This window comes from Variovorax sp. P5_A3, from assembly GCF_056400665.1.
In genome coordinates this window covers 166,187-180,925 of sequence record NZ_JBFUKW010000007.1, presented here as the reverse complement: position 1 = coordinate 180,925, position 14,739 = coordinate 166,187, and the positions used below count along the sequence as shown (strand labels likewise).

16 protein-coding genes are annotated in these 14,739 nt (G+C 65.8%); 4 read left to right on the top strand and 12 right to left on the bottom strand.

Annotated features, from left to right (window positions below):
- Positions 1–390 precede the first annotated feature (390 nt).
- From AC1D3B_RS13255 to AC1D3B_RS13245, 3 genes are all read left to right on the top strand, one after another.
- Positions 391–957 carry a hypothetical protein gene (locus AC1D3B_RS13255; RefSeq protein WP_478191122.1) on the top strand — a complete coding sequence of 189 codons (567 nt, stop codon included), beginning with the start codon at positions 391–393 and terminating at the stop codon, positions 955–957.
- Between the two features lie 99 nt (positions 958–1,056).
- Positions 1,057–2,073, top strand: coding sequence for a Bug family tripartite tricarboxylate transporter substrate binding protein (locus AC1D3B_RS13250; protein WP_478191121.1), 1,017 nt, complete (start codon positions 1,057–1,059; stop codon positions 2,071–2,073).
- Between the two features lie 62 nt (positions 2,074–2,135).
- Positions 2,136–2,582: an EVE domain-containing protein gene (locus AC1D3B_RS13245; protein WP_478191120.1), complete on the top strand. Its 447-nt coding sequence runs from the start codon at positions 2,136–2,138 to the stop codon at positions 2,580–2,582.
- A gap of 6 nt (positions 2,583–2,588) precedes the next feature.
- On the opposite strand, the gene AC1D3B_RS13240 is transcribed toward AC1D3B_RS13245, so the two are convergent.
- The 9 genes from AC1D3B_RS13240 to AC1D3B_RS13200 are packed head-to-tail and all read right to left on the bottom strand — an operon-like array spanning position 2,589 to position 11,467.
- Entirely contained in the window at positions 2,589–3,872 is a 1,284-nt protein-coding gene (locus tag AC1D3B_RS13240; protein ID WP_478191119.1) for an alpha/beta hydrolase, read from the bottom strand.
- Positions 3,873–3,893: 21 nt separating this feature from the next.
- On the bottom strand, positions 3,894–4,322 hold the full coding sequence (locus AC1D3B_RS13235) for an FHA domain-containing protein (protein WP_478191118.1): 429 nt from the start codon (positions 4,320–4,322) through the stop codon (positions 3,894–3,896).
- Positions 4,323–4,366: 44 nt separating this feature from the next.
- Positions 4,367–4,936, bottom strand: coding sequence for an NADPH-dependent FMN reductase (locus AC1D3B_RS13230; protein WP_478191117.1), 570 nt, complete (start codon positions 4,934–4,936; stop codon positions 4,367–4,369).
- Positions 4,937–4,938: 2 nt separating this feature from the next.
- On the bottom strand, positions 4,939–5,673 hold the full coding sequence (locus AC1D3B_RS13225) for an ABC transporter ATP-binding protein (protein WP_478191116.1): 735 nt from the start codon (positions 5,671–5,673) through the stop codon (positions 4,939–4,941).
- Complete coding sequence (locus AC1D3B_RS13220; RefSeq protein ID WP_478191115.1) at positions 5,666–7,477, bottom strand: branched-chain amino acid ABC transporter ATP-binding protein/permease; 1,812 nt, start codon at positions 7,475–7,477, stop codon at positions 5,666–5,668. Before AC1D3B_RS13220 ends, AC1D3B_RS13225 begins: the two co-directional genes overlap by 8 nt.
- Positions 7,474–8,334, bottom strand: a complete 861-nt coding sequence (locus AC1D3B_RS13215; RefSeq protein ID WP_478191114.1) for a branched-chain amino acid ABC transporter permease — start codon at positions 8,332–8,334, stop codon at positions 7,474–7,476. The genes AC1D3B_RS13220 and AC1D3B_RS13215 overlap by 4 nt, the downstream gene beginning before the upstream one ends.
- Positions 8,335–8,339: 5 nt before the next feature.
- On the bottom strand, positions 8,340–9,557 hold the full coding sequence (locus AC1D3B_RS13210) for an amino acid ABC transporter substrate-binding protein (protein WP_478191113.1): 1,218 nt from the start codon (positions 9,555–9,557) through the stop codon (positions 8,340–8,342).
- A gap of 30 nt (positions 9,558–9,587) precedes the next feature.
- Entirely contained in the window at positions 9,588–10,442 is an 855-nt protein-coding gene (locus AC1D3B_RS13205; RefSeq protein WP_478191112.1) for a fumarylacetoacetate hydrolase family protein, read from the bottom strand.
- A gap of 53 nt (positions 10,443–10,495) precedes the next feature.
- Positions 10,496–11,467 (bottom strand): VOC family protein, encoded by a 972-nt coding sequence (locus AC1D3B_RS13200; protein ID WP_478191111.1) that lies wholly within the window; start codon positions 11,465–11,467, stop codon positions 10,496–10,498.
- Between the two features lie 103 nt (positions 11,468–11,570).
- On the opposite strand from AC1D3B_RS13200, the gene AC1D3B_RS13195 reads away from it, so the two are divergent.
- Positions 11,571–12,293, top strand: coding sequence for a GntR family transcriptional regulator (locus AC1D3B_RS13195; RefSeq protein WP_478191110.1), 723 nt, complete (start codon positions 11,571–11,573; stop codon positions 12,291–12,293).
- 12 nt (positions 12,294–12,305) lie between these two features.
- Here the strand turns inward: AC1D3B_RS13195 and AC1D3B_RS13190 are convergent, their stop codons facing one another.
- The 3 genes from AC1D3B_RS13190 to AC1D3B_RS13180 all read right to left on the bottom strand — a co-directional run bounded on the left by AC1D3B_RS13190 (position 12,306) and on the right by AC1D3B_RS13180 (position 14,708).
- Positions 12,306–12,923: a hypothetical protein gene (locus tag AC1D3B_RS13190; protein WP_478191109.1), complete on the bottom strand. Its 618-nt coding sequence runs from the start codon at positions 12,921–12,923 to the stop codon at positions 12,306–12,308.
- Positions 12,924–13,065: 142 nt separating this feature from the next.
- Positions 13,066–13,737, bottom strand: a complete 672-nt coding sequence (locus tag AC1D3B_RS13185) for a hypothetical protein (protein ID WP_478191108.1) — start codon at positions 13,735–13,737, stop codon at positions 13,066–13,068.
- A gap of 14 nt (positions 13,738–13,751) precedes the next feature.
- Entirely contained in the window at positions 13,752–14,708 is a 957-nt protein-coding gene (locus AC1D3B_RS13180; RefSeq protein WP_478191107.1) for a 5'/3'-nucleotidase SurE, read from the bottom strand.
- Positions 14,709–14,739: the final 31 nt, after the last annotated feature.

The following is a 14,739-nucleotide window of genomic DNA, read 5'->3' as shown; positions in this document are numbered from 1 at the left end:
CGAGTGCACAAGCCTCCCGTGTTCGATGTCGTGCTGCTGCCTGTCTWGCACGAAGGCCTGGCCCTCGGCGGACAACTGATGTCGCACCCCAGGCAGGATCCGGAAACCGCCGCCGAGCAATAGTTGCCGGACTGGGGAGCCTGCATGGCCGTCGAAGGTGGCTGTCCGCAACCGGCCAGGAGGAGTATCGCCACAGACAGAAGCAACGTTTTCATTGAGAGCCCCTTGTGTATCCGATTGCGGATGCGTGAAATTCGTCTTGTCCGTATGGAAACTATCTGCGAGCGCATCCGGTTCGGTATTTGGCAGCAACTACAGTCTCGCCCAAACACAAAGCGTTCTACCCGTGTGCGCGCGCAAACGCCATGAGGCCCGCCCCACACGCCATTCATGACCTTCAAGAAACTCCGGATCACCGGCCCCGAAGCGAACCCCTACGAGCTGGGTCTCCCAATGCATGTCTACGACGGAAGCGTCCTCCTCGGGACGCTCGATCCCGTCCCGGTGCTGAACATGGGGACGGAAGTGCACGTCGAAGCCTTCACGCCGACACGGGTCGTTCGTGACGAACGCCGCCACGTCGGGCGCCTCATCTTCCTGGAAATCTGCGCTTTCGTTGCCGAGCACTTTCACCAGATCCAGGCGATCAGCTTCGTCTTCACGCGGCGGGTCGATGTCCTTGGCGGCGGCGCGGAACAGGCCACTTCGCGGGCCGAAACGGTGGATCGCATCGGCGCCGTCAATGTGCAGATCACGCCGAAGGCCGATGCCTTGCCAGGGCACTTCGTGGTCTCGGGCGTCTGGATCTACAGCGAGCGCAACCTCGCGGCGCTCAAGCTGGTGCTCGAAGAGCAGCGTGCGCTGTACCGCGCCACACCGATAGCGGCCGGCGCCCGCGACAAGCCCGGCGTCCGCGCCGCCCTCGGGCGCCTGATCGGTCGCCGCAACAAGAAGTAGGTCGAGGCCGTTCATCGATGGCATCCGAGGGCGCTCTTGTGAGCCTTCCCCTGCACTCCTATGATGCGCGATCGACCTCGCCAAGGTCGGGAGAACATCATGTTGCCCATCGAGTCGGACGTTGCTCTTTCGCGGCGCATCGCGTTGCAGGTCGGTCTGGGCGTTGGCGCGGGCATGTTGCCCGGCGTGTCGGCGGCCCAGGGGGCATGGCCCACCCGGGCGGTCACGCTGGTGGTCGGCTACCCGCCGGGCGGACAGACGGACTTCGCGGCGCGCATCCTCACTGCCGGCATGCAGACCAGCCTGGGCCAGGGGGTAGTGATCGACAACAAGCCGGGCGCCAACGGCAACATCGCCACCGACTTCATCATGAAGGCCCCTCCCGACGGCTACAAGCTGCTCGTCGGCAACGGCAGCAACATGGTGCTCAACCCGCACACCTATCGCAACACCGCGATGGCGGACCCGCTGAAGTTCGTGCCCATCGGCCTGTTGCTGACCTCATCATTGATGCTGGTCGTGCCCTCGAACCTGCCGGTCAAGGACCTGACCGAGTTCATTGCCTGGGTCAAGGCGCAGGACAAGGCGGGCAACGGCATCGACTACGCCTCGGGTGGACCCGGCAGCCTGGTGCAGACCGCCATGGAACTGTTCCGCGAGCGCATCGGCAAGCCCAAGATGAACCACGTGCCCTACAAGGGCAGCAGTCCGGCGATGACCGACCTGATTGCGGGCCGCGTCAACGCCATGTTCGACGCTTCGTCGGTGGTGGCGCCTTTCCTCAAGTCCGGCCAGCTCAAGGCGCTGATGTCCACCGGCGCCAAGCGCGTGCCCGCGTTCCCCGATGTGCCGACGGCCACCGAGAAGGGCATCAAGGACTTCCAGATCATCTCGTTCATCGGCTTGTACGGCCCACCGGGACTGAACGGCGACATCGTGAAGAAGGTCAACACCGCGATGAACAGTGCGCTCAAGGATCCGAACGTGCAGAAGACCATCGCCGAGCGTGGCGACGACGCCGGTGGCGGCACGCCCGAGCAATTGGCCGAACTGACCCGCCACTACTACAAGCTGCTGGGCGAAGTCGTCCGAGCCAACGATATCCGCGCCGAGTGAGATCTCTACACTCACTGCCGCAACGAAGCTCTTGAGATCCTGACGTGCCCCAATACTGGTTGATGAAATCCGAGCCGGACGAGTGCTCGATCGATGACGCGCTGGCCGCGCCGAACGCCACCGTCCCATGGACCGGCGTGCGCAGCTACCAGGCGCGCAACTTCATGCGCGATGCGATGCATGTCGGCGACGGCGTGCTGTTCTATCACTCGAGTTGCGCCGAGCCGGGGATCGTGGGCATCGCCCGCGTCGCATCCGGCACGCGACCCGATCCGACGCAGTTCGATGCTTCCTCGCCCTACTACGACGAAGCCTCCAAGCCTGATGCGCCACGCTGGCTGCTGCTGGATGTGCAGGCGCTGCGCAAGACCCGCCTGCTCTCCCTGCCCGAGATGCGCTCCACGCCCGAATTGGCCGACATGGTGGTGCTGCGCAGGGGCAACCGGTTGTCGATCACGCCGGTCGATGAACTGCACTGGCACCTGATCGCCGACAAGATGCTGGCCTGAACGCGTTCAGCGCTTGAACAGCCGGTAGATGCGGTCGTAGAAATCGGACGGGAAGGTCCAGTAGCGGGCACCCCCAGGTGATCGCTGTTCGTCGAGCCCTCGTCGCGGCGGTGGCGCGCTGAGCAGGAATTGCGCAAGCATGTCGCCGCTCACCCATGGGTCGTCGTACCAGAAGTCGTGCGAACTCTCCGGCAGGTTGGGAATGTCGTTCGGGTCCACGCGGATCAGGTCGAAGCGCAGTTTCTGCGATGCCTCCACCAGGAAGCGTGTCTGGTCGGCGTTCAGCTCGGTGACGTCGGGCCGGCCCGCGCGCGATGCACGGCCGACGATGGCGGCAAAGCGTAGCACCGAATCATTGAGATTGGCCGCGATGCTGACGCGATCGATGATGTCGATGTACGCGCCGAGCTCATTGACGAAGCGTCGGGTGTCGATGTCCGGCGCCGCGAAATAGATCTGGCCCAGTCGCAAGCGCGCCTGCAGCTCCGTCCTCGACTCGCCGGGCCGCGGCGTCGCCAGGTGCGCCAATGCCGGGCTTAGCACTTGCGCCCCGGCGCTGTAGGCCAGCACATCGATCCGCGAGGCCTTGGTGTTCTCGGCCACCAGTTCGACCAGCCGCGCGAAAGGCTCGACCGTCCGGGCCGCGTTGTTGACATCCGTGAGGTAGCGCAGGATCGAACCCGCGGAAGGCCACATGAAGGACAGCACGATCATGCGCCGACCCGTGAAATGCCGGAATTGCGCGGCCTGCGCAGCCGCACGCGGGACCGTGTTGTTGGAGCCGTGCACGTAAATGAGCAGCTCGCTGTTCGGGCTGGCTTCCAGGGCCTTGTTCACCATCGCGAAAAAAGCCTGTGCCTCCGGCGAGTTCTTCACTTCCTGATTGGACTTCAGCACCGCCATCTGCTCGAGGCTTTCGAGATGGACGATAGGCCTTTCCGAAGGATCGTCGCTGGTCGAGAGCCTGTGGAGCGTCTCCCAGTCGAGCGTCTCGTCGCCGACGCGGACATGGGCCACGCCGAATCGCAGGTCGTCTGTGGGCACGATCGTGTGCAGCGGTTCCGGCTCCTCGATCAACGCAAGGCGGTTGGTCGCGTAGAACACCGGGACCTCGGTGGTCTTCAGCTTGGCGCCGATCTTCTCGAAGGGGTCGACGTCGCCGTTGCTGAAGCTGACCGGCGTCGGCATGAGCCGCACGGGTGAATCGCAACCGGACAGCAGGCCCAGCGTCAGCAGCGTGATGAAGGCCAGCGCGACCCTGAGCAGGCCGGATTCAAGGGTGCGGTTCAATTGCAGACCAAGCCCAGCTGATCAGAGCTTCCCGCGCCGGCTGCGCGGCTCGTCGGGCATCGTCGGCGCACGGTCATGGTCAAGGTCATCGTCGCGATCGAGGCTGGGCGGAAAGCCGGGCACCGTGGGTATGCGTTGCGCCTCGACCCGGCTGAACTCCTGGTCGCCCGCGATGAACATCAACTCGTGCGTGCCAAGACGGATGATGTCACCTTCGACGAGCACCTGGCTCTCGATGCGATCGCCGTTCACGTAGGTGCCGTTGCGGCTGCCCAGGTCCCTGATGGTGATGAACGCCGCCTCGACGGTGATGACCGCGTGCTGTCGGCTGGCCTCGGCGGACGGGATGACGATATCGTTGTGCGCGCTCCGACCCAGCGTGTTGTCGTGCGCCTTGAGAAGGACCTGGCGGGTCGTCCCCCCGGTCGTCGTCAGGATGAGTTGGGGCATGCCGTATCGGGTTCGATCGTTGCACGGCCATGGTATCAGCAGCTTCAGGCTGCAGGCGGACGGGGCACCAGCTTGCCGACCAGTGCGGCGAATCTGTCGACGAAGGCCTGGAGAAACACCCCCGTCGCCTCGTTCGCGATCCCGCCTTCGGCATCCAGCAGGTCGGCCTTGAAGGACACGTAGGCTTCGCCGCCCATGACCGTCGCCCCGAGGACGCCCAGGATCTGCCGCAGGTGCTGCTGTCCGACCGCGGTGCCGATGGCGCCAGGCGATGTGCCGGTGATGGCGGCAGGCTTGTCGCGCCAGACGTTCTTGTCCGTGGGCTTCGAACCCCAGTCGATGGCGTTCTTGAGCAGCGCAGGCAACGAGCGGTTGTGCTCCGGCATCACGATCAGCACGGCGTCGCAGGCGGCGACGGCGGCGGTGAAGCGGTTCACCGTGTCGGGCCTGTTGCCTTCCAGGTCTCCGTTGTATATCGGCAGGTCGTCGATGCGGATGTCCTCGAAGCGCAGCGTGGAAGGGCCCAGCTTGACGATGGCTTGCGCCAGCTTGCGGTTGATGGATTCGCGGCGGTTGCTGCCGACGATGACGCCGACTGTGATGGGTTGTGTCATGTTCAGATTGTGGCGTGTGTGGCGTTTGCGGCATCGAGCCCGAGATAGGCGCGGCGCAGTTCGGGACGCGCCATCAGTTCATCGGGCCGGCCGAGGGCGACGATGCGACCTTCTTCCAGTACGGCGGCGCGTTCGGCGATATCGAGCGCCATGCTGACGTTCTGCTCCACCAGCAGGACCGCAATGCCCTCGGCATGGATACGGCGGATGGCGTGGAACATGTCGAGCACGATGCTCGGCGCCAGCCCGAGCGAAGGTTCGTCGAGAAGCAGCAGCCGGGGTTGTGCCATCAGCGCCCGGCCGATCGCCACCATCTGCTGCTGTCCGCCCGACAGCGAGCCGGCCGGCTGCGCCAGCTTTTCGGTCAATGCGGGGAACAGCGCGCAAACGCGCTCCAGCGAGCGTGCGCGATCGGCGCGCGCGGCCGGAAGGTAGCTGCCGAGTTCGAGGTTCTCGCGCACCGTCATCTCGGTGAAGAGACGACGCCCTTCAGGTACCAGCGCAATGCCGCGCGCGCAGAAACGATGCGGCGCGAGGCGGGAGATGTCCTCGCCATCGAATGCCATGCTTCCCGCGCAGATGCGATGCAGGCCTGCGATGGCATTGATGAGCGTGCTCTTGCCCGCGCTGTTGGGGCCGACGACGCAGAGGAGCTCACCCTGGCCGATCGACAGCGAGACGTCCCACAGCGCGGTCGCTTGCCCGTACGCGACGCGGATCGAATGCAGTTCAAGCATGGGCCGGCTCCGGGGCGATCACTTGCGTCGACGCCGCGGCCGCCTCGACGGCGGCGCCCTCCTCCATGGCATGGCCGAGATAGGCTGCGACCACCTCGGGACGTTGCATCACGTCGCGTGGTGCGCCTTCCGCCAGCACCTCGCCACGGTTGAAGATGACGACGCGGTCGCACAGCGCCATCACCGCCCGCATGACGTGCTCGACGAAGACAATGGTCGCGCCCTGGTCGCGGATGCGTCGGATAAGCGCCACTGCTTCGTCGATCTCCGACGGCGTGAGACCCGAGAGCACCTCGTCGAGCATCAGCAGTTGGGGCCGCGAGGCAAGCGCCCGCGCGAATTCCAGGAACTTGCGCTGATGCAGGTTGAGCTCGCCCGGCAACGCGTTCGCGCGCTCGGTGAGACCGGTGAAGGCGAGCCACTGCCAGGCTTCCGCTTCCGCCGTGCGACGGTCCAGCGCGGCAGCGCCGAACATCGCGGGCAAGGCGACGTTCTCCAGCACTGTCAGATGCGCGAAGGGCCGTGGGATCTGGTAGGTGCGCGCGATGCCGCCGTGCGCGATGCGGTGCGCCGGAATGCCGGAAATCCGCTGGCCCGCGAACTCGATCAGGCCTGCCGTTACGGCATAGTGTCCGCTCGCGACGTTGATGAACGTGGATTTGCCCGAACCATTCGGCCCGAGCAGCCCGAGGATTTCGCCCTGTCGCACTTCGAGATCGACGCCGCGCAATGCCTGCACACCCTTGAAGGATTTGCGCACACCTCGCGCACGCAACACGATGGTGCCGCTTGCGGGCACGGTTCGCGGCGGCTCTGTGCGGGCAGGTGGAGTGATCGGTGCCTGCTTCATGCGCGCAGTGGCACCCTTGCGAGCACCCCACCACTTCAGCGCCTGACCCAGCACGCCCTCGGGCATGAAGAGAATCACGACGATCAGCACCAGGCCGGTCAGTCCCTTGCCGATGATGGCGCTGTCGCCGCCCGTGAAGGCGTAGAGCAGCAGCGTGATGGCCGTGGCGCCGACGATGGGACCGGCCCAGTGGCGCGTGCCGCCGAGCACCGACATCAGCACGACGGTGAGCGGCATTGCGATGGTGAAGGTGTCGCCGGTCGTCACGTAGGAGATGAAGAGCGCGTGCACGCCGCCGACCACGCCCGCGAGTCCGCACGAGAGCGCGAACGTGCCCAGCTTGTAGCGATAGGTCGGCACGCCCATGACCTCGGCCACGTCTTCGTCGTCGTGGATCGCGAACAGGCCGGTGCCGAAGCGCGAGTAGTACATCGCAATGGCGGCCAGCACCGTGAGCACGGCCACGAAGAGCGAGAGCAGGTAGAAGGTGCCGGAGGGCGACGGTCCGATGTGGGGCACCGCCACCGCGCTCATGTACACACCCGGTCCGCCGTCGATCGGCGTGTTGAGGATGATCGTCGCGACGACGAAGGTCGCGGCCAGGGTCAATAGCGAGAAGAGTTCGGCGCGTACCGCCTGCACCCGGAACGCCACCGCGCCCAGCAGCGCGCCGAACGCCGCGGCGACGGCGGCTGCGGCCGGGAGCGTCCAGAGAAAGGGCACGTCGAAGCGGGTGGCCAGCGTGGCCGTGGTGTACATGCCGATGCCGAAGAACGCGCCATGCCCGAAGGAGAAATAGCCCGAGTAGCCCGACAGCAGGTTCCACGAAGTGGCAAGCGCGATCCAGTGCAGGATCAGGTAGAGGATCGACTCGTAGAAGGCCGGCAAGCCGAGCCACGGCACGACCGCGAGGCCCGCACCTGCCGCGAGGATCCACAGGAAGGACCGCTTCACGCCACCCTCCCCGGCCGCACCAGCAGCACGAGCATGAGCAGCGAGAAGGACACCAGCGGCGCCCACGAAGGCGCCGTCACCGCCATGGTGACGGCCTCGGTCACGCCGATGATGCAGCCGGCGATCAAGGGACCGAGCGGCCGGCCGAGTCCACCCAGCATCACGGCGGCGAAGACGACGCCGATCCACGCATAGATCTGCGACGGCGACAGCGTGTAGGCCAACGCGATGCACACGCCGGCCACACCGGCCAGCGCCGCGTTGAGGCCCGAGAGCATGAGCGCCAGTGCGTTCTGATTGACGCCGAAGGCGGCAGCGATCGGCGCATCTTCGGCGGCCGCGCGCATCGCCTTGCCCAGGTCCGTGCGGCGCAGCGCCAGCCAGACCGCCAGCGAGATGCCTACGCCCAGCCCCAGCGTGATCAGTTCTGGCACCGGCAGGAAGAGCGGCCCGAGGCGCAGCTTGTGCTCCGCATAGGCGGACTCCAGCTTGCGATAGTCGGCCGTCCACGTCCATTGCAGCAGCGCCTCGATGATCACGGTGATGCCAAAGGTGACCAGCAGCGAGTTGAAGGGACTCACCCGAAAGCGCGTCAGCACCCAGTGCAGCGCCGCGCCCAGCACGAAGAAGAGGGGCACGATGAAGACCAGCGTCAGCAGCGGATCGACTCCGCGATGGCTGGACAGTTCGTAGGTCAGGTAGGCGCCGAGAAAGGCGAGCGCGAAGTGCGCCAGATTGATCTGCCGCAGCATCCCCCACGACAGGCTCAGCCCCAGCCCGAGCAGCCCGTAGAGCGCGCCAGTGAACAGGCCTGCAAGGACGGACTGGGCCAGGAGCGTGGCGCTGGGCAAGTTCATCCTTCCTATGCGCCGCGCGTCTGGAGTTTGGCGCCCGGTGCGGCCCAATCGGCAGGCCACACCGTGACCCACTTGCCGTTCTGCACCTGCTTGACGCGACTCAGGTCGGCGCCGAAATTGCCGCGCTCGTTGAAGCGCAGTTTGCCCTGGATGGTGTCGACCTGGTTCGCCCGCAGCCATGCGGCCATGGCCTTGTCGTCGAGGCCCTTGGTCGCGATGACCGAGGCTTCGATGATCTGCCACGCGGTGAACGATGCCGCCGCCTGGGTCTCGACGGCGGTGTCGGGCATGCCGGCACGTGCCGCGCGATCACGGTAGACCTTGACGAATTCCGCCGCGACCGCGTTGTTGGTGAAGGGCGGATGGTCCTCGAAGATCGTCATCGAGAGCGCGCCGTTGGCCTCGGGCGCCTTGAGCATCGGTGCCGGCGCGGGCACGTGATAGAAGTGGTGCAGCGGCGCATAGTCGATCTTCTTCATCGCATCGAGCAACTGGTTGCCTTCCAGCCCGATCGCGCCGGTCCAGATGAAATCGGGATTCGCTTCCTTGACGCGCCCGGCGATCGGGCCGAAGTCGCGGTTGCCGAAGTCCCATTCGAGGAACAGCACTTCCTTCACGCCGCGCTGCTTGGCGACTTCGCGTGCGCCGAGCGCGACGAAGTGCACCGAGGGGAACTTGCTCGTCACGACCGCGATGGTCTTTGGTGGCGCGGACGAAGCGGCCAGCGCATCCAGCACCAGGGCCGGCAGCGTCTTCTCTGGGTCTGGCCCGATCGACCACGCGGGGAACTGCTGGTCGTACTTGGCCAGGTTCGGGATGCCGAAGGTGTGATGCACCAGCGTCTTGTTATAGCGTTGCGCCACACCCATGGCAGACAGGATGTTGCCTGTCGCATAGGGGCCGATGAGCAGGTCGACCTTGTCGGAGGTCACGAGCTGCTCGTACAGGGTACGCGCCAGGTCGGGCTTGGACTGGTCGTCCTTCAGCACCCATTCGACCGGCCGGCCCAGCAGGCCGCCACGCTTGTTGAGCGAGTCGACATAGATCTCGCCGGTGAGCTTGTGGACCAATCCAGTAGCCGACAGCGGGCCGGTCAGCGCCAGTGTGCCGCCCACGCGGATGGGCGTGCCCGCGGGCTGCTGCGCCGAGGCGTGATTCGTCAAGATCGCGCTGGCGCCGAGGGCGCCCGCGGCGGCCACGAAGGTCCGGCGGTCCATGTTCATGCTTGTCTCCTGCTGTTGTTCGTTGTCAGTTCACTCGCCGTCGACGACCGGGTTCGAGAGCAGCCCGACGCCTTCGATCTCGACCTCGCACACATCGCCGGTCTTCATGAAGATCGGAGGCTTGCGCGCAAACCCCACGCCCGCGGGCGTGCCGGCGATGATGATGTCGCCCGGCTGCAATGCAAAGGGCTCGGAGCACACCGACACCAGCGTCGCGACGTCGAAGATCATGTCGCGCGTGTTCGCCTCCTGCAGCACCTGGCCGTTGAGGCGTGTCTGCAGCTTCAGGCCGGTGGCGCCCGACGGCAGTTCGTCCGCCGTGACGAACTCGGGGCCGAAGGACCCGGAGCGATCGAAGTTCTTGCCCATCATCCATTGCGCCGACTTGAACTGGTAGTCGCGAATCGAGCCGTCGTTGAAGAGCGAATAGCCCGCGACGTGATCGAGCGCCCTGCCCTTGTCGATGTAGCGGCCGCCCTTGCCGATGACGACCAGCAACTCGCCCTCGTAGTCGAACTGCGTCGACACGTGCGGACGCACCAGCGGCTGCTTGTGGCCGACCCAGGACGACGGAAAACGGTGGAACAGCACCGGGTACTTGGGCGGGTCGAAGTTGCCTTCGGCCGCGTGGTCCACGTAGTTGAGTCCGACGGCGATCGCCTTCGACGGCGACTGCAGCGGTGGCAGCCAGTCGATGTCCGAGATGGGCAGGCGCGAACGCGCCGATGCCCCGGCGCGCTTTGCCTCGGCGAGGCCAGCAGGCCCGGCGCGCAACAGCTCGTCGAGCGTGGCGGGCAGGCCTTCGGCCGTGAGGTTGACGATCTCCTGGTCGAGACGAAGGCCGAGCGCCGGCCGGCCGTTGCTTTGGAAAGCTGCAAAGCGCATGGGTTTTCCTTGATGAGGTGGAGGGGAAGTCGACGGCGCCGCGCCCCTGGGCGTCAGCCGTTGCGGGTCTCGAAGTTGGTGATGAAGTCCTCCGGCACCGCGGGCCCCCATGCATAGAAGGAGTCCTCCGGCGGATGGTCGGCGTGCGGCCACTCGAAGCCGCCGGGGACGTAGTCGATGTCGTAGGAATACTCGGCGTGGCTGCCCCACGGGTCGCGCACGTAATAGAAGTAGTTCGATCCGAGTACGTGGCGCCCGACGCCCCACCCGCGCGGATAGCCTGCCGCGTACATCTGCTCCATGCCGCGGCCGACTTCGTCGATGCTGCCGACGTCCCAACTGGTGTGGTGCAGGCCCGGGCCGTCCGACTTGGCCATGGCGATCAGGTGGTGATCGCTCCCATGGGCGCCGTGCATGAAGACCACGAGGTCGCCCGAACGATCGGTGAGGCGCAAGCCGAGCGCGCCTTGGTAGAACACGATGGCATCGGCCACGTTCGGCGAAAAGAGCAATACGTGCGACAGCCTGCGCGGCCGTACCTTTGGAATGCGCGAGCGCGCAAGGGATGCGCCGGTGCCCGGTGGCACGGCAGGTTCGGCGATGCGCTCGGCGCGTGAATCCGGCGAGCTCTTGGGCGCCGCCACGATCTGCACCGCGAAGCCGTCCGGATGGCGGATCCAGATGCCTTCCGCGTCGCCCAGCGGATGCGGATCGCAGCGGGGAATGCCCTGCTGTTCGATGTGCTCGGCGATGGGCGCCAGGTCTTCGGCGAAGCAGCCGAATCGCAGGTACTGGAGCTTCTTCGGCCCCGGCGCCTGGAACAACGAGCCCCAGGCCTGCGGATGCCCGACGGTGTGGAGATCCAGCCGATCGTCGCTTCGCCGGAGTTCGAGCCCGAAGGCATCGTAGAAACGGGCCGCTTCGTCCAGGTCCGGCACGGTGAAGACGAAACGATCCAGCGAGTGGACGCTGTGATCGTCGGCGCGGTTCGGATCCTTGCGGGTGCGCAGTTGGATGTCGGCCATCTGTCTCTCTCCAGTTCGAAGTTTGTAGGCTTCTCGGAAATAATATATTCTCTGCACCAAACTATATCGACAAGATATTTATCTATTGTTAGGGTTTACAAGAGTGGCTGCGACGAGCGAGCGCCCCCGAGGCATCAGCCAAACACGGCTGGTTTATGAACGCCTGCGCACGGCCATCATCGGTGGCCGCCTGCTGCCGGGTTCCAAGCTCAATATCGCGGCGCTGGCCGAAGAGATCGAAGTCAGCGCAGGCGCGGTGCGCGAGGGCCTCGCCATGCTCGAGGCCGAGGCGCTGGTGGTGTCGGAGCCGGCACGCGGCTATCGGGTGAGCCCGGTGTCGGCGGCCGAACTGCTGCACCTGGTCAAGGCGCGCATCGAGATCGAGAAGCTCTGCCTGGCCGAGGCCATCTGCCACGGCGACCTGGATTGGGAAGGTGGCATCGTGTCGGCCTTCCATCGCCTGTCACGCGTGGCCGAGCGCGATCCTGAACTCCCTACGCAGCTCAGCGCCGAGTGGGCGCTGAGCCATGGCGAATTCCATCGGGCATTGGTGGCCGGTTGCCCGAACCAGTGGCTGCTGAGGATGCACCAGATCCTCTATCAGCAAAGCGAGCGCTATCGGCAGTTGTCGGCGCCGCTCGGGGTGACGGAACGCGACGTGAAAGGCGAGCACCAGGCGTTGGTCGACGCAGTGCTCGACAGGGATGTCCAGATTGCCCAGTCGCTCATTGCGGAGCACCTCGACAACACAGCGCAATTGCTGCTGAATTCACCCCACTTGGCCCTGTCGGCTGCTGATGCGTCGACGGGCCGCCTTGCCGCTTGAGAGTCCGTTGCCTCAGGTGCCTTCGCGCGACTTCAGGGTGGTGAAGTCCAGGTAGGCCGTCGAGGCGAAGCCCGATTCGGGGTTGTCGCTGGGCGGGGGTTCCGGCTTGGCGAAATCCAGGAAGTCTGTCGGCTCGAAAGCGACGCTGCGGCGGGCTTGCGCCTGAATCTGGACCTGGGCCTGCGCTTGGGCATGTCGCTCTTTTGCGTTCGCGCGCAGCCGGGCCAGATCCGCCCTGACCTCTTCGAGCGTGCGCATGGGCTTGACCGCCGCAGGAGGATCTTCCGGCACCAGTTTCACGACAGGCTGCATCAGTTCCTGGATGAACAAGGGGGGCGCGACGGCGGGCGACGGTGGCGCGACCTTCACCGGGATGGGAGCGGGCGCCCTCGCCTGCTCGACAGCCGCAGGCGCAACGACGACAGGCTGTTTCAACACCGCAGCGACGGGCTCGGGAGACAGGTCGGGCTCCCGGATCGGCTGCTTCGCCGTGGGAACGGGCAAAGGGACCGACCGATCGATCGAGGCCACGACGCGCGGCACTGACCGTGACGCCTTGCGCTTCCTGGGCGCACCCAACAGGTTGCCCAGGAATCGACGAAACGTTTCAACCCAGCGAGAAGTGTCCATGACGCAGGAGACCCAAGAAGTTTGGCGCGATTGTCAAACAGGGTCTCCCGTATACGAATGGATTACTTTTTGCCGAGTGATGCAATCCGCGCACAAATGCACGAATCTCGCGAGGTCGATGTCATTTGCGCTGAACTTCCGACTATTCGGCGTAGGCCCAGAGGTCGACGAGCTGGGCGCCGTCGTCCGCCAGCATGCGGAACGATGCCGGTGCATAGTCGCGGTCGATCGCGATGACGCCAGACGACGAGGCGGGCAAGCTGCCGCAGCCGCTGGTGGCGAGGCTGAGTTTCAGCGTGTTCGGCAGCGTGCCCGCCGACAGCTTGCCGGAGAGCTTGCAGGCCGAACTGCCTGTCACGATCGTGCCATCCGCAGCCACTGTGAAGTCGGCCGTCACGCCGGCGGACGCCTGCACGCGATAGTGGCCCACGACCTTCGCGATGCTCGCGCCGGCGTCCGCCTGCGTGTTGCTCTGGATCAGGGTCACACGCACGTCCTTGTCGGCAGCGGGCACGCCTACCCACGCCCCGCCGGCGTCGCGGCGATAGGTCTGCTTGGCGTGATCGTCACTGTCGCCGATCACGAGCAAGCGGCTGCCGTCCGCGGCGGCGTAGTACTTGCCCACCGTGGGTGCGTTGGAGTCGCCCGTGCTGACGACATAGCTGCCGGTGGCGAGATCGTCGACTGTGACGGTCGGCTTGATCGCCGCCGGCGGCGTGACCGGCAGGATCGCCGTGCCGTTGCCACCGCCACCGCAAGCCGTCAGCCACAGCGCAGCGCTGCAAAGGGCCATCGCCCCGAAGTTTCGATTCATGCTGTGCATCGCGCTCATTTGCTCAGCAGGTCGCGCAGACGCAGGCGCAGCCATTGCTGCCCTGCCGGACGGTGGTCGAAGCCCACCTGCATGGCCGTGACGGCGATCTTGGTCTGCACGACCAGCGATTCGTCTTCGGCCTGCGCCGGGGTCGCGGACGACGCGGCGTTGACGGCGGCGCCCAGGCCGTACGGCACGGTGTTGTTGAATTTCAGGCTGTAGAACTCGAAGCTGCCATGGCGCGAGAACGCCCATGCCAGGTCGGTCGTCGGCTTGTTGGGGAAGTTGACGTTCAGCGCGAGGCCATCGGGCAGCAGAGGCCCCGAGCCTGCCTTGGCCTGCAACTCCTTCACGAGCTTGACCGAGAGTTGCGCGACCACCTTGGAGTAGGCATTGGCGAGTCCGGCGTTGTCGACCGTGTCGGAGCCCGCGCTCAGGGCGATGGCCGGCAGGCCGCGCCCTGCGGCGAACTGGGCGTTGCCCACGGTGCCCGAGCTGTTGACGACGCGACCGACGTTCTGGCCTTCGTTGGGGCCGGACAGCACCAGGTCGGGCGCCTTGCCCCAGCGGGCGGGAGCGAGCACGTCGAGGCCGTACATCGTGGCCATTACAGGCGTGCCGTGCACGTAGTTGTAGTCGCCGCCGGTGTAGCCGGCCTTGGTGAACGGACCCACGGCCGGTGCGCCGGTGGGTGCTGCACCGTTGTGGCAACCGCCTTCGGCGTCGATCTGCGTCTTGTCGTTGTCCGAAATGATCGTCGAGGTGCTGTACATCACGATCCCCGCGCCACGACCGCTCTGTCCGGTGCAGGGCACGGAAACGATCACGTCATGGCCGTCGGCCTTCAGCGAATCGTAGAGAGCCTTCAGGTTGCTGGTCAGGCCATCGTCGTTGGACAGCAGGATGTTGAGAGCGAAGGCCGGACTGGCAAGGCCAAGCAAGGCCGCGGTGGCGGCAAGACGTAGTTTCATGAGCGTTGTTGTGCGAAGTTGCTTCGATCGC